At 48.1% G+C, this 22,433-nt stretch carries 22 protein-coding genes; 2 read left to right on the top strand and 20 right to left on the bottom strand.

The window, feature by feature from the left end; translation table 11 throughout:
- Window positions 1-4 precede the first annotated feature (4 nt).
- The 14 genes from QMD03_01990 to lon all read right to left on the bottom strand — a co-directional run bounded on the left by QMD03_01990 (window position 5) and on the right by lon (window position 14,588).
- Window positions 5-403: a cobalamin B12-binding domain-containing protein gene (locus QMD03_01990; GenBank protein MDI6776004.1), complete on the bottom strand. Its 399-nt coding sequence runs from the start codon at window positions 401-403 to the stop codon at window positions 5-7.
- A 37-nt stretch (window positions 404-440) separates the two neighbouring features.
- On the bottom strand, window positions 441-2,096 hold the full coding sequence (locus QMD03_01985) for a methylmalonyl-CoA mutase family protein (GenBank protein MDI6776003.1): 1,656 nt from the start codon (window positions 2,094-2,096) through the stop codon (window positions 441-443).
- 27 nt (window positions 2,097-2,123) lie between these two features.
- Complete coding sequence (locus tag QMD03_01980; protein MDI6776002.1) at window positions 2,124-2,711, bottom strand: ABC transporter substrate-binding protein; 588 nt, start codon at window positions 2,709-2,711, stop codon at window positions 2,124-2,126.
- A 38-nt stretch (window positions 2,712-2,749) separates the two neighbouring features.
- A complete protein-coding gene (locus QMD03_01975; protein ID MDI6776001.1) occupies window positions 2,750-3,736 on the bottom strand; it encodes a VacJ family lipoprotein in 987 nt (328 codons plus the stop codon).
- A complete protein-coding gene (mlaD, locus tag QMD03_01970) occupies window positions 3,733-4,197 on the bottom strand; it encodes an outer membrane lipid asymmetry maintenance protein MlaD (protein ID MDI6776000.1) in 465 nt (154 codons plus the stop codon). The genes QMD03_01975 and mlaD overlap by 4 nt, the downstream gene beginning before the upstream one ends.
- Before the next feature lie 99 nt (window positions 4,198-4,296).
- Window positions 4,297-5,034, bottom strand: coding sequence for an ATP-binding cassette domain-containing protein (locus QMD03_01965; GenBank protein MDI6775999.1), 738 nt, complete (start codon window positions 5,032-5,034; stop codon window positions 4,297-4,299).
- A 1-nt stretch (window position 5,035) separates the two neighbouring features.
- The gene (locus tag QMD03_01960) at window positions 5,036-5,806 is read right to left on the bottom strand and encodes an MlaE family lipid ABC transporter permease subunit (GenBank protein MDI6775998.1); all 771 of its coding nucleotides are present in this window, start codon (window positions 5,804-5,806) and stop codon (window positions 5,036-5,038) included.
- A gap of 218 nt (window positions 5,807-6,024) precedes the next feature.
- Window positions 6,025-6,789, bottom strand: a complete 765-nt coding sequence (locus QMD03_01955) for an SDR family oxidoreductase (protein ID MDI6775997.1) — start codon at window positions 6,787-6,789, stop codon at window positions 6,025-6,027.
- A 497-nt stretch (window positions 6,790-7,286) separates the two neighbouring features.
- Window positions 7,287-8,315, bottom strand: a complete 1,029-nt coding sequence (locus QMD03_01950; protein ID MDI6775996.1) for a DUF933 domain-containing protein — start codon at window positions 8,313-8,315, stop codon at window positions 7,287-7,289.
- Window positions 8,316-8,601: 286 nt separating this feature from the next.
- Window positions 8,602-9,768, bottom strand: a complete 1,167-nt coding sequence (locus tag QMD03_01945; protein MDI6775995.1) for an LL-diaminopimelate aminotransferase — start codon at window positions 9,766-9,768, stop codon at window positions 8,602-8,604.
- 142 nt (window positions 9,769-9,910) lie between these two features.
- Window positions 9,911-10,729 (bottom strand): diaminopimelate epimerase, encoded by an 819-nt coding sequence (dapF, locus tag QMD03_01940; protein ID MDI6775994.1) that lies wholly within the window; start codon window positions 10,727-10,729, stop codon window positions 9,911-9,913.
- Window positions 10,730-10,744: 15 nt separating this feature from the next.
- The gene (locus QMD03_01935) at window positions 10,745-11,275 is read right to left on the bottom strand and encodes an O-acetyl-ADP-ribose deacetylase (protein MDI6775993.1); all 531 of its coding nucleotides are present in this window, start codon (window positions 11,273-11,275) and stop codon (window positions 10,745-10,747) included.
- A 555-nt stretch (window positions 11,276-11,830) separates the two neighbouring features.
- Window positions 11,831-12,262: a hypothetical protein gene (locus QMD03_01930; GenBank protein MDI6775992.1), complete on the bottom strand. Its 432-nt coding sequence runs from the start codon at window positions 12,260-12,262 to the stop codon at window positions 11,831-11,833.
- 19 nt (window positions 12,263-12,281) lie between these two features.
- Window positions 12,282-14,588 (bottom strand): endopeptidase La, encoded by a 2,307-nt coding sequence (lon, locus tag QMD03_01925; protein ID MDI6775991.1) that lies wholly within the window; start codon window positions 14,586-14,588, stop codon window positions 12,282-12,284.
- A 187-nt stretch (window positions 14,589-14,775) separates the two neighbouring features.
- Here lon and QMD03_01920 point away from each other — a divergent pair, with 187 nt between their 5' ends.
- On the top strand, window positions 14,776-15,363 hold the full coding sequence (locus QMD03_01920; protein MDI6775990.1) for a molybdenum cofactor guanylyltransferase: 588 nt from the start codon (window positions 14,776-14,778) through the stop codon (window positions 15,361-15,363).
- Window positions 15,351-15,569, top strand: a complete 219-nt coding sequence (locus QMD03_01915; GenBank protein MDI6775989.1) for a hypothetical protein — start codon at window positions 15,351-15,353, stop codon at window positions 15,567-15,569. The genes QMD03_01920 and QMD03_01915 overlap by 13 nt, the downstream gene beginning before the upstream one ends.
- Window positions 15,570-15,687: 118 nt before the next feature.
- On the opposite strand, the gene QMD03_01910 is transcribed toward QMD03_01915, so the two are convergent.
- From QMD03_01910 to QMD03_01885, 6 genes are all read right to left on the bottom strand, one after another.
- On the bottom strand, window positions 15,688-16,485 hold the full coding sequence (locus tag QMD03_01910; GenBank protein ID MDI6775988.1) for a response regulator: 798 nt from the start codon (window positions 16,483-16,485) through the stop codon (window positions 15,688-15,690).
- A 109-nt stretch (window positions 16,486-16,594) separates the two neighbouring features.
- Window positions 16,595-17,497 (bottom strand): methylenetetrahydrofolate reductase, encoded by a 903-nt coding sequence (locus QMD03_01905; protein ID MDI6775987.1) that lies wholly within the window; start codon window positions 17,495-17,497, stop codon window positions 16,595-16,597.
- Entirely contained in the window at window positions 17,490-18,173 is a 684-nt protein-coding gene (locus QMD03_01900; protein ID MDI6775986.1) for a methylenetetrahydrofolate reductase C-terminal domain-containing protein, read from the bottom strand. Before QMD03_01900 ends, QMD03_01905 begins: the two co-directional genes overlap by 8 nt.
- On the bottom strand, window positions 18,170-20,278 hold the full coding sequence (locus QMD03_01895) for an FAD-dependent oxidoreductase (protein ID MDI6775985.1): 2,109 nt from the start codon (window positions 20,276-20,278) through the stop codon (window positions 18,170-18,172). Before QMD03_01895 ends, QMD03_01900 begins: the two co-directional genes overlap by 4 nt.
- Window positions 20,223-20,471 (bottom strand): hypothetical protein, encoded by a 249-nt coding sequence (locus QMD03_01890; protein ID MDI6775984.1) that lies wholly within the window; start codon window positions 20,469-20,471, stop codon window positions 20,223-20,225. Before QMD03_01890 ends, QMD03_01895 begins: the two co-directional genes overlap by 56 nt.
- The gene (locus tag QMD03_01885) at window positions 20,440-22,089 is read right to left on the bottom strand and encodes a GAF domain-containing protein (protein MDI6775983.1); all 1,650 of its coding nucleotides are present in this window, start codon (window positions 22,087-22,089) and stop codon (window positions 20,440-20,442) included. The genes QMD03_01890 and QMD03_01885 overlap by 32 nt, the downstream gene beginning before the upstream one ends.
- Window positions 22,090-22,433: the final 344 nt, after the last annotated feature.

Genomic DNA, 22,433 nt, shown 5'->3' with positions numbered 1-22,433 from the left:
CAATTCAGGATAGCCTCACAGTTTCGGCGATGTATTTAATGATATCTTCCGTAGATGTACCTGGTTGAAATATCACCCTGATTCCAGCTTTTTTTAATTCTGAAATATCCTCACCCGGGATGATGCCTCCCCCCATGACGGGAATATCCTCGGCCCCTTTTTCTTTTAGAACCTGGGTCACCTTTGGGAAGAGGTGATTGTGGGCGCCAGAGAGACAGGAAAGGCCTACAATATCAACTCCCTCCTGAATAGCAGCATTTGCAATCTGTTCAGGGGTCTGACGGATTCCCGTGTAGATCACCTCCATCCCTGCGTCTCTTAGAGCACGGGCAATAACCTTCACCCCCCTGTCGTGACCATCCAATCCCGGTTTTGCAAGAAGCACACGAATCTTTCGAGACATAAAACCTCCTTGATACTAAATTTTAAATTTAGAATTTTTAGCTTTCCCTGTACTCCCCAAAGACCTCTCTCAAAGTATCTGAAATCTCTCCCAGGGAGGCGTAGGCATTGACCGCCTCTAAGATAGGAGGAAGCAGATTTTCCGTTCCTTCGGCTGTTTTCTTGAGAACAGCCAAGGCATCCTTTACCTTGCCCTGGTCCCTTTCCTTCTTTATTCTGGAGAGCTTTTCCCGCTGGTATTTCTCCACTTCAGGACTGACACGGAGGATATTCTGGAGGGGTTCTTCCTTCACCTGGAATTGGTTGACCCCAACGATAATCCGTTTCTTTGCTTCGATCTCTTTCTGATATTGATAAGCGCTATCTCCAATCTCTTGTTGGATGTAACCTGCTTCGATGGCTTTTATGGCGCCGCCCATGCTGTCTATCTTTTCGATATATTCCATAGCTTTTTTCTCTATTTCATTTGTGAGGACTTCCAGGGCATAGGAGCCTCCCAGGGGATCCACCATATCGGCAACGCCACTCTCATAGGCAATGACTTGCTGTGTTCTCAGAGCAATCGTCACAGCGTCTTCAGAGGGCAAAGCGAAAGCTTCATCTCTTGAATTGGTGTGAAGCGACTGTGTTCCGCCTAACACGGCAGCCAGGGCCTGAAAGGCAACCCGCACTACATTGTTATCGGGTTGCTGTGCCGTGAGTGTACAGCCCGCCGTCTGGGTATGAAATCTTAACATACATGATTCGTCCCTTTTTGCCCCAAAGCGCTCTCTCATGATTTTTGCCCAGAGTCTTCGGGCTGCCCTGAATTTGGCAATTTCTTCGAGGAAATTGTTGTGAGAGTTGAAAAAGAAAGAGAGCCTGGAGGCAAAGGAATCTACATCAAGACCCGCCTTTATAGCCGCCTCCACGTAGGCGATGCCATCTGTTAGGGTGAAGGCCACTTCCTGAACAGCGGAGGAACCCGCCTCGCGTATGTGATAACCGCTGATGCTGATGGTATTCCACCGGGGGATGTGGTCCTTACAATAAGCGAAGATGTCTGTGATAATACGCATCGAGGGAAGGGGCGGGAAGATGTGTGTCCCTCGGGCGGCATATTCTTTGAGGATATCGTTCTGGATCGTTCCCTGTAAAACTTCCGCCTTGACCCCCTGTTTTTCCGCCACGCCGATGTACATCGCCAGGAGGATGGCCGCGGTGGAGTTGATCGTCATTGAAGTCGAAACCTTATCGAGGGGGATGCCGTCGAAGAGGATCTCCATATCTTTCAAGGTATCAATGGCAACACCGACCTTTCCCACTTCCCCTCTAGCGAGAGGATGATCGGAATCGTATCCGATCTGCGTGGGGAGGTCGAAGGCCACGCTTAAGCCTGTCTGTCCGTGGTCAAGAAGATACTTGTAACGTTTGTTTGTCTCCTCCGCTGTGGCAAACCCCGCATACTGCCGCATCGTCCAGAAGCGGCCCCGGTACATCGTAGGCTGTACCCCTCGGGTGAATGGGTATTCCCCGGGGAATCCCAGATCACGGCAGTAGTCAGTATCATCCGTATCAAGGGACGTATATAATCGCTCCATCTCGATCTGAGAAGTAGTTTTAAATACAGCCTCTCTCTCCTTTGCCTTTGTGAGGACTTTATTCAGCGTTGTCTTTTCCCAGCGTTCCTGGTCTTCTCGAATGTTTTTTCCCATGTTTTTCCTCCTCTTTTCTCAAGTTCCTTAGTTTTTCATCTTCTTGACCAATGCGTCATAAGATGAAGAAGCGATGATCTCATTGAATTGGACTCGGTAATTGTTTACCGCACTTATTCCTTCAATAACCATATCATAGGCAAGCCACTGCTCTCCTTTTTTGAGCATACGGTACTCTACTGTGGCTTCCGTTCCCTTTTTCTTGTTGATGACCTTGGTCTTGACGACAGCCCGATTCCCATCAATGGTTTCATTTTCATAGACAATTTGCTCACCTGAATAGATATCCAGTTTCTCGCTGTAGGATCGTTTCAAGAGATCACGGAATAAATTAATGAATTCCTCTTTTTCCTGGGGGGTCCGTTTTTTCCAGTGCAATGCCAGCGCCCTCTTGGAGACTTCCTGCCAGTCAATCATGTCCTCAACGATATCCATTACCAATTCTTTGCGTTTTTCTTTTCTGTTCTGCAAGGCGGGATCATTTAAAATCTTCACGACCAGATCGGCTTTTGCCTTGATCTGTTCTGTTGGACCTGTTGCCCAGGAAGAAACCACCAGCGCCAGAGATATTAAAAGCGTGATCAGGCCAACAAAAAGATATTTTGTAATTTTCATTATCATTTTTCTCCTTTTTGCAAATCAGTCAAGCAAGGTTACTTCTTTATCTGGTTTCTTCGATATTCGAAGTAGGCATTACGCGTGGAAACATAAGGATCAATGGCAGACTCCTTAAATTCCTCATACGTACCGAGCGTTAAGGAAGTTTCATTGAGTTTGTCTGTCGCGGTTCCGATGGTGGGGTAAGTTGTGTTCACCTCAACAAATCCCAGATCCGTACGAGGATTTATATAAAATAAGGGATCGGCAAAAAAATCACCCGCCATACCGATCGTATCCCGAACATTAGAAGGTCCAAAGAATGGCCAAATAATATAAAATCCCTCTTTTATGCCATACTTACCTAAAGTTTGGCCAAAGTCCTCCTGGGCTTTTTCCAGATGGAAATAGTTTTTGGCCGGATCAAAGAGACCTAATACCCCCCACGTTGTATTGACGAGAAACCTGGCCAGTTCAGTCCCCGCGCTTTTCAACTTTCCCTGGAGTGTACAATTTATGAAACGCACAGGTGTGGCAATGTTTGAAAGCGCATTCCGCACGGACAATCTTACCTTTTCCGGTAAAACGGCCTTATAACCCCTGGCAATGGGCTTTAAAAAATAGAAATATAGCTTGTCATTGAACCGGAACATAAGATGATTAAATGATTTTAAAGGATCGGGGATAATTTCTATCTCCCTTTCTATTTCCTCCTCTTCCCCTACCTCTTCTGCGCCTTCATCAGCGGTTTCCCCAGATTTTACAGCCGACGGGGTTTCAGCTTTCGCAGTATCGGAAGTTTTTACCTCTGGCGCGGTGTTTTTATCGGGGGTTTCAACACTTTCAACATCCTGCTGTGCCTCAGTTTGAGGTGGATCGGCAACAGCTTCCGTCCTCTGGACATCTTCCCTGCCCCCCTCTGTTGCCTCGACCAAAACATCTTCCTGGGGAGGCGATGATTGGGCATACTGGGGGAAAATAGAGGCAAAAAGAACCAATATTGCCGCCCCGGTTAGCAGCTTGAGAAAGTCCAATTGCTTCACTCTTTCTCTTTCTCCCCGTCGGACACCTTTCCAAAAATAAATTTGGAGATGGTTTTTTCAAGGTCAAAGGGAGCAAGCGTTTCCTGGATTTTACCTCCAGCGGAAATTATGGTATCCGAACTGCCGGGTGTTATTTCTATATACTTTTCACCGACCAGTCCCTTGGTTTTTATCGCGGCAATGGCGTCGTCTTGTATCTGGACGTTGGACGTGATCTGGAGCTTTACCCTGGCCTGATAATCATCAAGGACAATTCCCTTGACCCTGCCGATGTTTACCCCGGCGATCTGGACTTCCGCCCCGTCCTTGAGACCTCCCACATTGGTAAACACTGCGTAGAGAACCGTTCCTTTACCGCCCGTGATATCAAGTTTTCCCAATTTAACAGAGAGATAAGCCAGGCAGGCGATACCTACAAGGAAAAATATCCCCACCTGAAACTCCAGGTTAAATCTTTTCATGATGTCCCCCTCCCCTTATTCTGAATAAACCCTCATCCCCCCCTTCAGAGCGCCACTTAGGGATGAAGATATCTTTGTTTCCAAAATAAGACCTTTCATTCATAAAGGCTCCAAAGGAATTTCCTGGAAAAATTGTCTTACCAAAGGATCTGCCGATGTTTTAATCTCCGCCGGGGTTCCGATGACCTCTATCTTTCCCTCATTAAGTATGGCGATTTTCTGGACGATGGCAAGGATCTGGTAAATGTCGTGGGTAATGATAATACCGGTGAATTTCAGCCGCTCATGGGTTTCCCTGATAAGCTTGTTTATAGACCTGGCTGTTGCAGGATCAAGGCCGGTTGTCGGTTCATCGAAGAGCATAATCTCCGGGTCCATGATGAGGCAACGGGCAAGGGCCACCCTTTTTTTCATTCCCCCGCTTAACTCGGCGGGAAATTTACTCTCCACCTCCAATAAACCGACCTGGGCTAATTCAAAGAGAACCCTTTCTCCTATTTTATCTTTTCTCAGGCGGGTTTTTTCTCGCAGGGGAAAGGCTACATTGTCAAACACATTTACAGAATCAAAGAGCGCCCCTCCCTGGAAAAGAAAACCGATTTTTTTTCGCAGTTGCTCTCTCGCTGGCCCGCGGCTTTGACCAATATCCTCTCCGTTAATGAGGACCTTACCACATTCAGCCCTCATGAGGCCGACAACGTGCTTTAATAAAACAGATTTTCCATGACCACTTTTACCGATCAAGGCCAGGATTTCTCCTTTTCCCACCTTGAAAGTGATCCCTTTTAACACCTCAGTGCCATTTAATGACTTATGGAGATCAATTACTTCGATCATTTTAGAGTAACACCGATGTCAGGAAATAATCCCATACGAGGATCAGTACGGAGGAGGTAACCACTGCGCCGGTAGTGGCCTTGCTGACTCCCTCCGCGCCGTAACTTGTCGTAAATCCCTGATAGCAGCATATCCAGGTTACGATTAATCCGAAACTCAACGATTTGTATAGTCCAATGGTAATATCTTTCATGTCGAGAAAGTTGACCATTTCTCCAAAATAAGCACCTTGACTGACACCGAGAAGTTTAACGCCTACCAGATAACCTCCCAGAATTCCCACCACATTGAAGATGGAGGCCAGTAGAGGAAAAGTGATGATCCCGGCCAGGATGTTGGGAACAATCAGGTACCGGTAAGGATTCAGGGCCATGACTTCCAGGGCGTCAATCTGCTCGGTGATTCTCATAATTCCTATTTCTGCTGCTATGGCTGATCCCGCCCTCCCCGTTACCATTAAAGCTGAGAGGACCGGCCCCAGTTCCCTAATCAGCGCAAGAGCGACGGTCGGACCAAGGAGGGCTTCCGCACCGAATTTCTCCATCCCGTAATACGTTTGCAGTGTCAGAACCATCCCTGTGAAACTCCCCGTAAGGATTACGATGAAAGAAGATTTTACACCGATAAAGCTGATCTGCTTGATGATCCTTCCAATCTTCAGGGGAGGGATGAAGGTCCAGAAAATTGCTGTTCCCAGAAAAACACCCGTTTTCCCCAGCTTTTCCACAAACGTAATGACAAAATTTCCCAATCTTTGAATCAGATTAACCATAAAAACCAACTTTGGGGTATCACCGAATAATGTGGCGCTGGTCAAGTCTCTTTTCTCTCAATTACTATGATGCTATGATGGTTTTCCCAAGACCGACAGGTAACTTCCTACTACCGAGGCGAATATAAGGGAAAGGCCCTTGTGTGTCAATGAAAAAGTGGACACCTTGTTTTCTGCCACGATCAGGACGGCTACTACAGAACCTGAATCATTATGGGTTACATAGCTGCAGAACCTCCACTTACCACAATCGTGTGCCCCGTAATATAGTCTGAATGATGGGAACACAAAAACAGAACAGGGTAAACCACATCTGCTGGCTCGGCAATACGCCCCGCGGGAATGGATTTGATAATCTGCTCGTAGATAGTCTGGTTAGACCAGAAGGGCTTGCTGAACGCTGTTCTTACCAGACCCGGCGCCACTGCGTTGACCTGGATATTGAAAGGTGCAAGCTCAACGGCCAGGACCTTGGTCAGCATCTCGACACCCGCTTTCGCAATTCCATAAATCCCCATACCAGGTGAGGCCTTAGTCCCGGCGAGGGATGAAATGTTGACTATCTTTCCATGCTTGTTTTTTTTCATAATTCCTGCTGCCTTTCGGGAACAGAGGAATGTCCCGGTGAGATTCCCCTCAAGAATTTTGTTCCACACGGGAAGCTCTGTATCCACAACGGATTTGGTCGGCAGGTTCATCCCTACGTTATTAATCAGGATATCCAGTTTGTCATAGCGTTCGACAGTGGTATCAAAGAGATTTTCGACATCACTCTCTTTGACGATGTGGGCCTGAACAGCGAGAAGATTATCCCCGCCACCTAAGTGAGAAACGGCGGCATCAAGACCTTCCTGTTTTCTGCCACAGATAACAACCTTCGCCTTTTCCCGGAGGAGATGCCTCGTTATTTCCAGGCCAATCCCCCGGCTTCCCCCCGTCACAACGGTAACCATGTCTTCAAGACCGTACGTAATGTTGCTCATCCCTTTCCTCCCCAAGCGTGATTTTATGACCCAAAATTGTTCTCTTCCATAACAGATAATGCCGCAATTGGCAAGCGTTCAGCCGTCAGCGATCAGCGGTCAGTAAGACAAGTCAAGACAGAAACTTACGTATGAAAACTTGTCTTGGGAGCAGTGGACTTCTCTTTGTATCTTTTTGTTTTCGCTGAAAGCTGATAGCTGAACGCTTACTTTCATTGAAAGGGTGATCACAGAAAATACTTAATTGCCCGTTGATGTACACTTATAGTAAAAGAATAAAGGTCCAGGACAAGGGGTTGGGTGTACAGAAGAAATTCAGACAGGTCCGATCAGGAGGGGAAAGATTTTTTTCAGGGAGGGTAAGACGATCTCGTGACACAATGTAATATTTTATCATTCAACGTTAAATGGATGACCGTGAATCCTTCCTCTCACAGATCACGGCATTGTTTGGTGAGTGTTGATGACATGACCAGAGAGGGGTACCCGTTTCTCTGTTACACATTGAATCTGAAGGTGATAATGTCACCGTCTTTGACGATGTAATCTTTTCCTTCCAGCCGGAGCTTGCCGGTGGCCCTGGCGCCGGAAAGCGAACTACCGCGGGTCACGAAGTCATCATAGCTCACCACTTCGGCCTTGATGAATCCCCGTTCAAAATCCTTATGGATGGTCCCCGCAGCTTTCAGAGCCTTTGAGCCGGCCAGTATCATCCATGATTTCACCTCATCCCCGGCAACGGTAAAGAAGGAAATACACCCAAGTAGCGAAAATGCCATGCGGATAATGTGCTTGAACGCCGGCTCCTCGATACCCATGACGGAGAGGTACTCTCTCTGCTCCGCCGGTGGCAGAGAGGCAATCTCCTTTTCGATCGGGCAGCAGATGCCGATAACAGGTACAGAAAGGTTCGCCTGCGCCTGAAAGCTATCGGCAAATGGGTTGTCCTCTCGCGTGTTGATGACCACCAGCTCAGGAGAGATCGTCCAGAAGGAAAAGCTCCGCAGGGAACGGATCTCGTCAGTGGTGAGACCGTATTCCCGGATCGCTTTCCCCCCTTCGAGTTGCTCTTTCAACCTCTGGAGGAGCTGATACTGGGAGGCATCCTGTGGATGGATGGCCTTTTTCGACATCCTGTCCAGCCTCTCCAAGCGGTTTTCCACGATTAAAAGATCGGATAATATCAGTTCATCCTCAAGCTTTCGGTATCGCTTCACAACTTCCTGGACATCGGGGGTAGAAAATCCATCCACCACGTGGAGTAAGCCGTCGGTGCCGCTTAAGTTCTGACGTAGCGAATTCCAGGCGCCCTCACCCACCGCATTGACGTCAATAAATAGCACTTTGGCAGGAGACGCCTTTGCCGGACAGAAGACATCAACGAGATGGTTGAAACGCTCATCGGGGACTGTTGCCAGGCCGCGGACACATGATTCATCATGCCTGTCATGGCTTTTTACGCCAGTCATGATTTCGAACAAGGTGCTCTTTCCGCTCCGGGGAAGTCCCAGAATTCCTATTTCCAATTTCTTGTCTCCACAAAGAATTTTATATAACGAGACCTTTGAAAAATAATGAAATTTGGATTCAGGAGAGCGAATTCGCAGAATCAGCGTAGCTGGATCGAAGATTCAGCGTAGCTAATCAAATGTTTTTCGGACACCCTGCCGTCACAGCGAAGCGTCCGCAAAGGCAATATTTGAGCGCTCAAGCGCGAGTTTTGCCTTTGCAGCGAAACTAAACGTGCATGGTCGGAAAAGATTTTTGAGCGCGGATAAACCCAAATTTCAAAGCTCTTATAACGATGTTTTTCTAACCGAATTCTCTCTCAATCCGGGCCATCGCTTCCCTGAGCCTGTCATCGGGGACGGTAAGGGATATCCGGATGTAACCCTCTCCGTACTGGCCGTAGGCTGTACCTGCAGCGACGACAACGGCTGTTTTTTCAAACAGATGATTGGTAAATTCGAGGGAACTCATACCAGGCGGTGTCGGTACCCAGAGGTAGAAGGTCCCTTTGGGGGGATCAAAGGTAATCTCGATACGGCTGAGGGTTGCCAGGACCATTTCCCGCCTGCGTGCATAGATACTCAACATGTGTTCTATGGCCGCCCCTTCATATCTCAGGGCATGGATGGCTGCGTACTGGATGGGATTAAAAATGCCAGAATCGGTATTCTCCTTCACCTTACTCATTGCTGCAATGATTTCGGGGTTCCCGAGCGCCATACCGATCCGCCAGCCTGTCATATTGTAGGGCTTGGACAGGGAATTTAACTCCACCCCCACTTCTTTTGCCCCCTCGGCCATTAAGAAACTTAATCTTTCCTGATCATCAAAGACGATTTCACTGTATGGATTGTCGTAACAGACGGCAATATCATGCGCTCTGGCAAACTTTACCACACGGTCAAAAAACGCCATGGTAGCGCAGGCGCCGGTTGGATTATTGGGGTAGTTGAGAAACATCGCCCGCGCCTTTTTCAGGATATGAGGCTGGATGTCCTCAAAAACGGGGAGATAACCGTTTTCCACCAGGATCGGCATGGAGTAAGACTCTCCCCCTCCCATCAGGATACTTGCCCGGTAGGCGGGGTATCCGGGGTCTGTCATCAGGACCACATCCCCCGGATTGATACAGGCCAGAATAAAGTGGTGACAACCCTCCTTGGAGCCGATGAGTCCTAAAATTTCGTCCCCGGGATTCAGGGATACACCATAGCGACTGCTGTACCAGCGGGCAACCTCCTGCCGGAAGGCAAACATCCCCTTTTCTTCATCCGTGGGATAACGGTGATTTTCCGGATCTCTTGCCCTGAGGCAGAGTTCATCAATAATGGGGTCGGGTGTTGACTCCACGGGATCACCGATGGCAAGACTGATCACGTCTACACCATCGTCCTTTGCCCGGGCTATTTTTTTTCTCAGCTCCACAAAAAGGTAGGGGGGGATTTTCTTCAAGCGGTCGGCTATCTGCAAATCTGTGTTCCTCCTTCTATGTCATACGTCATACGTCATACGTCTTACGTCTTATGTCTTATGTCTTACGACTTATGACTTACGACTTATGACTTACGACTTACGACTTACGACTTACGACTTACGACTTACGACTTACGACTTATGACTTTTCTTCCCAGAGGAGACCCTGATAGACTATTTTTGTTTTACCTTCGAGATAGATATTTTCGAATCCCCCTTCTGTCCTTTCAAAGTAAACTTTAAGTATCTCCCCACTCCTTACACTGACTTCTACGGGTGATTCGATCAACCCCTTTGAGGAAGATATCAGGGCCGAGGCGACGGCACCGGTGCCGCAGGCCAGGGTCTCATCCTCCACACCCCTTTCATATGTTCTAATCTTGATGGTATGCCCGTCAACTACCTCTACAAAATTTGCATTCGTCCCCTCGGGCTGATACTGGGGGTGGTAGCGAATCATCCGGCCAATATGAAACACGTCGTAGTGATCAAGGTCATGGACAAAATGCGCCACATGGGGAACGCCAGTATTGATACTGTTCACTTCGAATGACCGATCCTCGATGATGATCGGATAATCTATCCGTAAATGATACGGGTCGGTTAATCTCAGCTTGACCGTATCGCCCTTTACCTCGGCATCAATGAGGCCAGCCACGGTTTCAAAGGACATCTTTTCTTTAGCGATACCTTTGATGCTGGCGAAACGGGCGGCACATCGCCCTCCATTACCGCACATTTCCACCTCGCTGCCATCAGCGTTGAAAAACCTCCAGCGAAAATCGGTCCTGTCAGAATTCTCGATGATAATCAAACCATCTGCTCCCACAGAGACTTTTCTCTCGCAGATGGTTCTAGCAAATCTTTCCAAGTTCTCTACGGCTAAGGAGCAGTCTCTGTTGTCAATCAGGATGAAATCATTTCCGCTACCACTCATTTTAAAGAATTCAATCGCCATCCAATTCTCTCATATTTATATAAGTTTTCTCAGTTCTTCCCTAAAAGTGTCATAGGTCTTGCGGCCAAAGAGGACGAAGCGAATAAGCTCAATATCGCTGTGTTCTCTGAGGTAATCTATGGCTGCCTTGAGGGCAATGTGTGCCGCCTCACTCAATGGATAGGCGTAAGCTCCCGTGCTTATCGCCGGGAAGGCAATACTTTTCAGTCCCTTCGCCGAAGCGAGTTTAAGGCTTGAAAGATAGGCACTTCTCAAGAGGTCTGCCTCACCTTTTGTCCCGTTCTGATAAATGGGACCAACGGTGTGGATGACGTATCTTGCCTTGAGATTCTCACCTGTTGTAATGACAGCCTGACCTGTGGGACAACCCCCGATTTTTCGACATTCCGCCATAATGGAAGGCCCCCCGGCGCGATGTATAGCGCCATCAACACCGGCACCTCCCATGAGTCTCGAATTGGCAGCGTTTACGATAGCATCTGTTTCCTCATGGGTAATATCCCCTTCCACAAGGGCCAATGTCCCTTTACCGATCTTTACTTCCATGACTTAAGCTCCTTTCTGTCGCGGGGATGCTATTTCCGTAGACCCGCCTGATGATTTTACTTAGTTTAACGAAATACAATAAAACTGTAAAGTACAACTTTATGAGTTACTTCTGGTGCGGGTCTTTTCTATTGAAAATTGGGTTGTTATGTGATAAGAAATGTATGCAAAATTAGGTGTTGGCAACGTTTGTCATGTTAAAATTGATGCGATAAAGGACTCCTGAGACGCTCTGGAGGAAGAAATACTGAGGTTGAGGTGAGTGGGGACGTCCATAAAATTATAAATTGCCAGTGCCAGGCCAGAGTTGGCCTAACCAGCGGCTGCCGTCGGACGCGCTACCGCGCACCACTGAGCCGCCCCGTTATCTGTAAAATAGTTTTCCACGGCTTATTATTTCTTTTTGACCCTTTTTTTGTCCTTCACAAGTTGTTTTCTTTCCCTCAATAAGCGGGGTATATCTTTCTGTCTCCTTGTGACTCCCCTCCCTTTTGACATAAGCAACGACCTTTCTATGTTTTTACTTTTGATAGGACGAAGCTGCGGCACAGTAAGCTAAAAAGCCCCCAACTGGCAGGGCTTGATCTTGATCTTCAAGGCTTCGCAGGCAGACGAAACCTTTATTCTGGGCATACCCAATCGTGCCGCAATCTCCCAGGAAGCGGCACAGGAAAGACGATGATCCATTAGGGCATCACGGATAGCTTTTTCCAGTTCAGGAGTGACGGTTTCCGCCGGAGGGATAATCATCTTACGAGGGGCATAGCCGAAGAGGCCCAACTGACATTTGGTAATGCGTATCCCCAGAAGATCAAGGGTAACACCTATCTCACTCATCGCTACATTGAGTTCACCGGCAATGCTGCCGGCATCGGCACAGGTAATCTCCCCATCAACAGTCTTTAGCCTTACCGCCTTTGCTATCTTCCCATTTACCTGCGTGTCGGATTGCCCTTTTATAAAACTCCTTTCATCTTTATGAACCATGGAAACTCCACTCCCGGAGCTAATTTTCCTCCAGAGCTATCCTTATGGCCTCTTCCATCTCTTCAATAAATTTAAATTCCACCACATCTCTTACTTCCTTTGGCACCTCTTCTAAATCTTTCTCATTCCTCTTCGGCAGAATGACAGTCTTGAGTCCAGCCTCTTTGGCCGCCAGAACCTTCTCCTTGATTCCACCAACGGGTAGAACTCTACCCCGCAAAGTGATCTCGCCTGTCATGGCTACTTCTGCACGTGTCGGTCTCTTTGTCAGGAGAGAAATTAAGGCGATAAACATGGCTATCCCCGCTGATGGCCCATCCTTGGGAGTTGCCCCGGAAGGGACATGGAGATGAATTTCTTTCTTTTCAAAAAAATTAGCCTCCAGATTAAATTTAGCAATATTGGACCTTATATAGCTTAAGGCGGCCTGGGCTGATTCTTTCATCACATCACCTAACTGCCCGGTTAAGGTAAGTTTCTCCTTTCCCTCCATCCTGGCAGCTTCCACAAAGAGGATTTCCCCACCGTATTGGGTCCAGGCCAGACCGATAGCTATTCCCGGCTTTGAGGTTCTCTCTGCCAGCTCTGAGAAGAATTTTATCGGTCCTAAAAGTTCGTGGAGATTGGCAACTTTAATCCTGGTTTTCTCAATCTTTTTGGCGGCAATATCCTTAGCTACCCCTCGACAGCAACTGGCGATCTCCCGTTCCAAATTCCTGACCCCGGCCTCCCTCGTATAATCCCTGATAATCACTTCTACCGCCTCATCCTCAAATTCAAGCTGTTCTGGGGAAAGGCCGTGTCCTTCGAGTTGTCTGGGAATCAGGAATTGTTTGGCAATTCTGAGTTTTTCTTCCCGGGTATAACCGGGCAGGCGCAAAATCTCCATCCTGTCTTTCAGAGCGGGTAAAATCGGGTCTTCCAAATTAGCCGTACCGATAAACATTACCCTGGACAGATCGAAGGGAACTTCCAGATAGTGGTCGGAAAAAGAAAAATTCTGTTCCGGGTCTAAGACCTCCAGGAGAGCGGAAGAAGGGTCGCCTCGCCAATCAGTTCCGATCTTGTCCATTTCATCGAGCATAAAAACCGGGTTACTGGAGCCGGCCTTTCTAATCTGCTGGATGATCCTGCCAGGCAAAGCGCCAACGTATGTGCGGCGATGACCTCTAACTTCTGCTTCATCCCTGACTCCCCCCAGGGAGATCCTGACAAACTTTCTGCCCAGTGCTCGCGCAATAGACCGGCCTAAGGAAGTTTTGCCGGTGCCGGGCGGCCCCACAAAGCAGAGGATCTGTCCTTTCACATCCGGCTTGAGTTGATGAACGGCCAAATATTCCAACATTCTCTTTTTTATCTTTTCCAGATCATAATGGTCTTCATCTAAAATCTTTTCGGCCTGATCGATATCCAGATTGTCTTCCGTGCTCTTCGACCAGGGGATTTCTATCAGCCAATCTAAGTAGGTTCGGATAGTCCCGTATTCGGCCGAGGCCGGGTGAATATAACTCAGCCGGTCTAACTCCTTTTCGGCCGCTTTCTGGGCTTCCTCTGTCATCTGGGCTTCCTCTATCTTTTCCTTCAAGGCAGATACCTCTCCCGATACCTCTGCTTCTCCCATTTCTTTCAATTCTTTTTGCGCTGCCTTAATCTGTTCACGAAGCCAATAAGCCCTCTGGGTTTTAAAAACCTCCTTCCCGGCCTCTTCTTTAACATCTATCCCTACTTCCGCTTCCTTAAGGAGGTGCAAAAGTTTTTTCAATCTTTCTTCAATATTTATTGCCTCCAGAATCTCCTGCTTTTTTTCCACCTCAAAGGGACCAAAAACGGTTATCCAGTCTGCCAATTGACCAGGATGAGAAATCTGATTTATCTGTTCTTTTCCCGCCTTTGCCACTGATGCCGGCATCTTGACACGTTGAACTAACTCCAATGCTGCCTTCTTTACCTCATGCATCATCCTTTTTGCTTCTAAGGTCGCCTCTTCCTCCTTGATTACCTCTACCTCGGCGACAAAGTAATAGATGGACTCAAGGTACCTGGCTATCCTAAATCTCTGCATGCCTTCCACCACAATACGAAACCCTTCGTCCTCTTTCACTAAATCTAAAAGTTTCGCCACGGTGCCCACTGAATAGAGGTCCTTCGGCGGTGTCGGTTCATCCTTCTCCGCATCTTTTTGAGCAACCACACCAATCCACTCTTTCTTTTCCCAGGCATCCTTGACCAACCTGATGGACTCCCCCCTTCCTATCAATAAAGGCACCTGTATCCCAGGAAATAGGACCATATTTCTTAACGGCAAAATCATCAAATGCTTATTCATCATCATCAAACCCCTTTTATCAAATTTTTTGCGAAAGCCACCCCAGAAATACAGGGCCTCACGCCCCTTTGCCCCCCTTCACAGAAGGGGGTCTGCTTAGAGTTTCCCTTGTGAATTTGTTAATATTATATTAGAATGTTTTTAATCAGTCAAGAACTGGCTTTAGCCAACATTACAGTAAATGAAAATGACAGGAATTATCTTAGCCGGCGGGAAAAACACAAGGATGGGAACAGACAAGGCCTTCCTTGAAATTGACAATGAGCGGCTAATTGACAGGATCGTCAGGATTTTCAGAGAAATTTTCCAGGAAGTCATTCTGGTTACCAACTCTCCCCTTGCCTACCTTGATCAGGATGTCGAGATTGTCACCGATATCTTCAAAGACAAGGGCGCCCTGGGGGGTATCTATACCGGTCTTTTTTACGCTTCTTACGGACATGCCTTTGTATCGGCTTGCGACATGCCCTTCTTAAAGAGAAATTTCATTGAATACATGATGGAACACATCGGATCCTACGATATTGTGGCGCCTGATCCAGCCGACGGACTCCAGCCCCTGCATGCAATCTACGCGAAAAGTTGCCTTTCCTCCATCAAAAAACTCATCACCATGGACAAATTGAAGATTACAGGTTTCTACAGAGGATTAAAAATCTTCAGGATTTCCAAAGATATCATAAAATCTTTCGATCCAGAGGGGAGGATGTTCTTCAACGTTAATGCAAAAGAGGACCTTAAACTGATTTCCAGGAGTTTATCTTGCCTCGCATAGATGATTATCTGACCGTCCTGAACATTGCCCAAGAGGCGCTGCCAGGAAAGAACCCCGCGGAAATCTGCCGGAACACTGGTGTCAGATGGGATTCCTCAGGAAAAGAAAAAAATGGTCTTTCCCTCTCTCAACAGGAAAGTGGAGATAACCAACATTTCCTACCAGACCCAAAGCCAACACCTCTGCCTGAGAGCGCCCACTACTAAGTACCGTCTGAATCTGGAACGAATTAGCTGGTTCGGGTCAGACCTCTCACCACGTCGCCCTTGCTGTTAGTTGGCAGATAGTGAGACAGAAGACGTAGGGAAGTACTTCCCTTTGCTTCTAGCGAATAACTATCTCGGCAAAAGGCGGAGGGAAATACTTTCCTTGGCTTACTAACCTTATGCCAGTTATGAGATCCGAGCTGGCAGCCTTCTTGGGAATGAAGCCATATGCTCCTGACTGCTTGGCGACAATCATATTCTCTTCCTCATCGTATTGTGTTAAGATCAAAATCTTTGTCTGCGGGCATTCCTGGCTTATTCGTTTTGTCGCTTCTATTCCGCTCATCACTGGCATGACTATATCCATCAACGCTACATCTGGCACAAGCCGCAGCGCCTTATCAATCGCGTCTTGCCCGTTAACAGCCTCGCCTACCACTTCCATGTCTTTTTGCAATGCAAGAACCGCACATATTCCGGCTCTTACCATGGTATGGTCGTCTACTACCAGTACTCTTATCACCCTTGTCACTGCCTCCAGCAAGCTTTGGATTTGGGGCACCAGTAAAGCTGGCTCAATTGGCTTTGATAGATACTCGTCAGGGTCCATCTGTATGCCCTCAAACCTTCTCAATCCCCTAATCGACCGCTCCTCGTAGCGGGCATCGATAACTAGTAGTGGTATGTCTTTATACCTAGGGTGCTGGATTAGCCACTGATACATCGAGAATGCTTGGCCAGCAGGAGCTAGTGTACCCAGGACAACGAGGGCTGGGTCTGCTTTCATCATCTCCTGAGCAAGTTCTGTGTTAGAAGCAGTCATTACTTGATAGGACTTGGCTTCCAAAGTTCGACGGAAAGCTTCTACGAAATTGGGCTCATCATCTACGATCAAGATTTTTTCACCCTTTCCCATTTTACCTTACCTCCTTCCATTAGACTTAACCACTCTGTTTGAGCCACTGTTTCCCTCCGACTGTCCCTCCAATACGATGTTTATTTAATCTACTTCACTAAAGTACTCCTTAACGATGTGCTCCGCTCACTTGAGCTGCCTCTAAGATATCAGGCACTATCCTTTCACTGCCCACGGCCATAATATGCACACCATGGCACAGTTTTTCTTCCTTAATGGTTTTTACAAATCTCGCCGCAATCTCGATTCCCTTCTGAAGTCCCTTGCCCTTCTCCGCATTAGTTAGCTCATCGATAATGGCTTGAGAGACAATTATTCCGGGGACATTATCGTTCATATATCGAGCCATCCTTGCTGAAGCGAGGACTATAATACCCGCCAGGATTTTAACGTTAAACGGGGAGGCAAATTGCATGAACCTCCGAAGGCTCACTAAGTCAAAAATGCCCTGGGTCTGGAAAAATTGCGCCCCGGCTGTAACCTTTTTTTCAAACTTGACGAGTTGTGGATCAATAAAGTCGGCTTCGGGATGAACTGAGGCTCCGAGGCAGAATTTTGGAACGCCTTTGAGAGCGTTCCCCGCCACATCCGTTCCTGATTCCATAGTCCTGATCATTTTCAGCAACTGCACGGAATCCAAATCAAAAACAGGCTTTGCTTCCTTGTGATCCCCTACATCAACACAATCTCCAGTAAGGCATAGCACATTAGTGATGCCTCTAGAGTATGCCAGCAGAAGGTCAGCTTGAAGCGCCAGCCGGTTACGGTCCCGGCAAGTCATCTGAAGGATAGGCTCACCGCCACGTTCCTTTATCAGGAAACAACCACCCACGGAGGGAAAGCGCATCATTGAGCTCTGGTGGTCAGTGACGTTAATAGCGTCAACCTTTTCCTTGAGCAAATCTATGTGGTGAACCATTTCGGAGATGTCTACGCCTTTGGGAGGGCCGATTTCAGTCGTCACCAAGAATTCATTAGAGCCGAGTTTTTCCTCAAACAATGAATTAACCATTGTCCCCTCCTGTATTGATATTTACTTTGCTCACGAGTCTTTTCGGTCTAGGAATCGTCCGAAAGTTTCTCGGAGGGTAATATCGGCGCATTTTGTCCAACTGCCCCAACCTCTCCAGGCGCTTATAAATTAGCACCCAGGCACAGTCAGCATCTTTGTTGGCTTCGCACTTGCCGTTCTTAGTGCCGGCGCAGGGACCGTTGAGTATCCCCTTGGTACATCTAGTAATGGGGCAAATGCCAGCGGTCTCTTCCAATCTGCAATCGCCACAGGCGGCGCACCGCTCATCCCAGACCCCCCACTCTTTAGCCATGCCCATGAAAGATGTGTTAACGCCAGGCAAAACAGGAATATCCGGAAAATGTTCGGCTATAGCTTGTACCCCGATGCCACAACCCAGTGAGAGAATTGCATCCACGTCGCCAACTTTGTCGGCAAGCAGATTCAGGAATTCAGAGTCACATTGTCTTTTCAAAGTATATTCGGAAAATGTATGAGTTCCGTTTCCACTCCTCGCCTGTGCCACCTGCAATGCGTTCCGGAGATAGGAAACCTCATGTTCGCCACCAGCATCACAAACTGTCATGCAGGTTCCACAACCGACTATCAGCACCCTTTGATAAGGTGTAATCATTCGCCTTGTTTCTTCTAAAGGTTTTGGCTGTGCAATGATCACTTTTTCACCTCCTGCGTTATTACTGAGGTTAAATATAGTTCGCCTATTCGCCCAGAGAATTTATCCAGTTCATTGGCGATTTCGGCATTGGCACTATCAGGGATAAAAGCCTGCACGCGCTCCGGTTCAAGACCGATCTCCCTTAGTGTTTTCTTAACCTTTTCAACACGCTGGCAAACCCAATCGGCAGTGTCTTCCCGGGCACACTGTTCCCCGCACCCGGCGATGAAAACTCCCTCCGTACCCACCTCAAAGGCGCGCAATATGTGCTCGGCTTCTACCTTAGCTACACAAAGAACAGGCACAATCCAGACGCCAGCTCTGGATCCCCTCCATAGGTTGGCTAGAGCGCCGGTACCAAACAGCCCATACTGACAGCAGAAACCAACAATGAGAGGCTTCGACTTTGATTCCGCCGCAGACTTAAGGGCATGATTTAGCTCCTCAGTGATTTGTCGCCGGTCATATGGTTTTCTCAGAACTATCGCCTTGGCTGGACACTCAGCCACACAGATACCGCAGGCTTGACACTGGTCGACCGGTATCTGGATTGCGCCAATAGCATCCAAATGAGGCACGTGATACGGACAAACCCGCAGGCAGGTCAGACAAGTGGCGCACTTATCTTGAAACAGGATTTCGGCGCCTATGCCACACCGCAGACATCTTCTCGCTTGATTGACTGCAGTTTGCCAGTCGTAGACGAGCTCCACCGGCGCGAAGTCCTTCGCCCTCGCTTCAGGAGGAAGAATTTGCGGCTCAAGTCGGCTTGTTTTTCTAATCATTTCCACCGTTTCGGGCAGGAGGTCACCTGTCAGGGTTTTCACCTCTTTGCCAGGTAGTGGATACCTGTGCTGGAGATAATCGTCAATACGAGAGGCAGCCAACCTACCGGCAGCTAATGCCTCAGTTACCGTCGCTGGTCCAGTTACAGCATCTCCCCCGGCGAAGACTCCGGCTCTGTTGGTAGTTAGCGTGGCTGGGTCAACCTGAATAGTGCTACCTTTACCTAGACGAACACGAAAATCACTTGGGGTATGAGGTGCTTGTCCAATTGCCGTAATTAGAGCATCAAATTCACTCTTGAACTCACTACCCGCAATCGGCACGGGGCGACGCCTGCCGCTGGCGTCCGCTTCGCCAAGCTCCATTCTTACGCAGGTTAGGCTTAAGTACCCGCCTTCCCTTTTTATCCTGATCGGTGCGACCAGATACATAATCTCTATCCCTTCCTCCAGGGCTTGCTCCACCTCTTCGGGATTTGCCGGCATTTCCACCCGGGTACGACGATAGAGAATAACCACCTTTTTTGCGCCGAGCCGAGCCGCTGTGCGGGCAACATCAATAGCTACATTGCCTCCTCCCACCACAGCAATCCTTTCCCCCAGAGAGGGCTTAAGCCCAAGATTTACTTCACGGAGAAAGGTTGCTCCATCTATCACCCCCGTGCTTTCTTCCCCTTCTATTCCCATTCCAAGGCTCTGATGGGCGCCAATGGTTATAAAATTAGCCTTGTAGCCCCGGTCAAATAGCAGGTCTAGGGAAACCACTCGCGTATTTGTCCTGATTTCTACCCCCATCTGAGTCAGCCTTTGCACTTCAATGTCGAGCACTTGCCGGGGAAGGCGGTACTGAGGAATACCTACCCGGAGCATGCCGCCCAACTCAGAGTGAGCTTCGAAGATAGTCACCGGATAACCGAGTTTCCTTAAATAATAGGCACACGTCAATCCGGCCGGACCAGACCCTATGATGGCAACCTTTTCCTGGTGTGTAGTCCTGGCTTCAGCCTGGACCATCCGGTCACCCCCAAATTCCACCGCGAATCTCTTCAATGCCCGGATAGCAACCGATTTGTCTACCTGACTGCGTCGGCAGGCATCCTCACAGGGATGGGTGCAAACGTAGGCACAGATGGAGGGGAAGGGATTGCCCATTCTTATAATCTGTAACGCCTCCATTATCCTCCCCTGGGCAACTAGGTCAACGTACTCCCTTACATCCATATGTAAGGGGCAAGCAGCCTGGCAGGGAGGCATGAGGCTGTGGTCAAGAGATTTCTTCGCTCGATAATCCCGAGCGGCGCCGTTTGCCGGTGAATACATCAGACCCCCCAATAAACTTCAGATAAGAATTTACCTTTAAGACAATTATTATAGCACTAATTGGCACACCTGTCAAAAATCCGTTTGCTGCCTCGCCGACTACTTCTATGTCGGCAACAAGCGCAAGCAGAGCGTAAATCTCCTCTCGCACCAGGGTATGGTCAGCGACTATCAGTACCCTCATCTTCTTCATCTGCGATATCCCTCACCAATGGAACCTTGGCTATAACCGTCGTCCCTTGTCCCGGCTTGGACTCAACATAACCAGTGCCACCCACCAAGCTTGTTCTCTCTCTCATGGTGAATAAACCCGCCCCTCGCCCGCTGGGGTCCACCCGCGTGAGCTTACTGACATCAAAACCCTTACCGTCATCCCTAATATTTAATACACATTCTTTGTCGTTACACTCTAGTTTGATTAGGACATTCTTTGCCCCCGAGTGCTCCAGAATATTGCCTATTGCTCCCTGAGCGATACGGAAGAGCGTTACTTCAACTTCAGGCTGGAAGCGCCGATCGGTGCCTTTGAATTCTACAGATACATCAATACCTTGAGGTTGAAGGGTGTCCTTAGCATAACGGTGAATTGCCGCTGCCATCCCCAGTTCGTCCAACAAGGTGGGACGGAGTTCTTTCATGAGCTTTACTATCTCATTGCCAGCATGGACCGCATAGGAGTGTACCGTCCTAAGCTTCTCCATAAACTCAGCGTCTCTGATGCCTTTCATCTCAGCCATTCCTATAATCGCCTGTAGGCTTAAGGTCAAGCTAGTGAGCGATTGGGCAGTCTCATCATGTAGTTCCCGAGCTACCCTTTTTCGCTCTTGCTCCTGAGCAGTCAGCGCATGTTTAAGAAGGACTTTATATCTTTCTCCTACTCTTGCCAGTCGTTCGTATAATCTGGCTTGCTCAATTGTAGTGCCGAGATAGTCGCCAATGGAATTAAGGAGGGAAACATCATCCGTGCCAAACCGCCCAGCTGTATGGCTGGCAATATTCATTACACCCACTACCTTATCCTTTGCCTTTAACGGAATGCTAACGAATCCCTTAAGGCCCTCCGCACTTATCAGATCGGGATTAGCAGTGCGCCGGTTTTTGGAGATGTCCTCCAGAAAAGTGGGTTCGCCAGTTTGGGCGACTCTTCCGGCTATCCCCTCGCCCAAGGATATCCGTACGCCTTCGATATACCTATCTGACAAGCCGCGTTGTACACGATGATGCAGAGTTTGAGTCTTTTCATCCAAGAGTAGAATTCTTCCAATGGCGCCGTTAATGATCTCCAGCACATTATCCAGCGCAATCCTCAGGATAGTATCCAAATCCTGTAGCCCGCTCACAGCACTTGAAATACGACTCAATGCCAAGAGCTGGTGATGTCGCCTCAAGATCTGGGTCTCTAGTTCCCTTTCTGCAGTAACGTTCCTCCTCAGCTCGACTATTGCATTAAGGTTGCCCTGACTATCACACAGAGGATAGGCGGTAATCTTGAGATACACGTCAGCTCCGTGTGTTTGGGCAGGATGAATAACTGTCGTCATGCTGCCGCTTTCCAAGACCTTTCTAAGTTGACAGCCCCATAAAGGTGCACTGCATGGCTTGTCCCGGTCATGAAAAGCCTCATAGCAAAGCCTGCCGATGGGCGACTCCTCTCCTTTTTTCAATCTGTCTCGCACCGTTGAATTAGCGAACCTGACCCGGTACTCACTGTCAATGACCAGAAGCTCATCTTCTACGCTATCTACTACGTCTTGCAGGGTCATATCCAGACTTGTATTTTCAGCGGTTCGTTGAGTCGCCATTTCATTCATACGCATCACCACCCTGTATGTAAAAATTTTTGATAAGAACTCCCCTCTGGCTGGTGGAAGTATAGGAGAAAGGGGAGTTATGTGTCAAGAGTAAATGACTATCGTGTTAATGACTATCGAATTGCCTCGAATTAAATGTTACCCAAAGGGTGATTGAAAAGGGATCGTTGACTCATAAGTGGTGTTACCGAATAAATAGCCCTGGGAGAAGGGCTGATTATGAGTCCGCGATCGAAAAGGGAATATGTTGAGACAATCTTTTTGCGTTATAAAAACGCTTTACATTTTTGTGTCAAGAGTAAATAGAATTGTCCGCTTTTGTAGCAAATGAATTGTCCGCTTTT

The organism is Syntrophales bacterium (assembly GCA_030018935.1).
In the GTDB taxonomy this organism is placed as follows: domain Bacteria; phylum Desulfobacterota; class Syntrophia; order Syntrophales; family CG2-30-49-12; genus CG2-30-49-12.
The sequence above is the reverse complement of the archived record's forward strand: the minus strand, read 5'-3'. Positions and strand labels throughout refer to the sequence as shown.

Coding starts and splice junctions, on each gene's coding strand:
- QMD03_01990 (MDI6776004.1), bottom strand. CDS start 403: ATGTCTCGAAAGATTCGTGTGCTTCTTGCAAAACCGGGATTGGATGGT.
- QMD03_01985 (MDI6776003.1), bottom strand. CDS start 2,096: ATGGGAAAAAACATTCGAGAAGACCAGGAACGCTGGGAAAAGACAACG.
- QMD03_01980 (MDI6776002.1), bottom strand. CDS start 2,711: ATGAAAATTACAAAATATCTTTTTGTTGGCCTGATCACGCTTTTAATA.
- mlaD (MDI6776000.1), bottom strand. CDS start 4,197: ATGAAAAGATTTAACCTGGAGTTTCAGGTGGGGATATTTTTCCTTGTA.
- QMD03_01965 (MDI6775999.1), bottom strand. CDS start 5,034: ATGATCGAAGTAATTGATCTCCATAAGTCATTAAATGGCACTGAGGTG.
- QMD03_01960 (MDI6775998.1), bottom strand. CDS start 5,806: ATGGTTAATCTGATTCAAAGATTGGGAAATTTTGTCATTACGTTTGTG.
- QMD03_01955 (MDI6775997.1), bottom strand. CDS start 6,789: ATGAGCAACATTACGTACGGTCTTGAAGACATGGTTACCGTTGTGACG.
- dapF (MDI6775994.1), bottom strand. CDS start 10,729: ATGGCGATTGAATTCTTTAAAATGAGTGGTAGCGGAAATGATTTCATC.
- QMD03_01935 (MDI6775993.1), bottom strand. CDS start 11,275: ATGGAAGTAAAGATCGGTAAAGGGACATTGGCCCTTGTGGAAGGGGAT.
- QMD03_01930 (MDI6775992.1), bottom strand. CDS start 12,262: ATGGTTCATAAAGATGAAAGGAGTTTTATAAAAGGGCAATCCGACACG.
- lon (MDI6775991.1), bottom strand. CDS start 14,588: ATGAATAAGCATTTGATGATTTTGCCGTTAAGAAATATGGTCCTATTT.
- QMD03_01920 (MDI6775990.1), top strand. CDS start 14,776: ATGACAGGAATTATCTTAGCCGGCGGGAAAAACACAAGGATGGGAACA.
- QMD03_01910 (MDI6775988.1), bottom strand. CDS start 16,485: ATGGGAAAGGGTGAAAAAATCTTGATCGTAGATGATGAGCCCAATTTC.
- QMD03_01905 (MDI6775987.1), bottom strand. CDS start 17,497: ATGGTTAATTCATTGTTTGAGGAAAAACTCGGCTCTAATGAATTCTTG.
- QMD03_01895 (MDI6775985.1), bottom strand. CDS start 20,278: ATGTATTCACCGGCAAACGGCGCCGCTCGGGATTATCGAGCGAAGAAA.
- QMD03_01890 (MDI6775984.1), bottom strand. CDS start 20,471: ATGAAGAAGATGAGGGTACTGATAGTCGCTGACCATACCCTGGTGCGA.
- QMD03_01885 (MDI6775983.1), bottom strand. CDS start 22,089: ATGAATGAAATGGCGACTCAACGAACCGCTGAAAATACAAGTCTGGAT.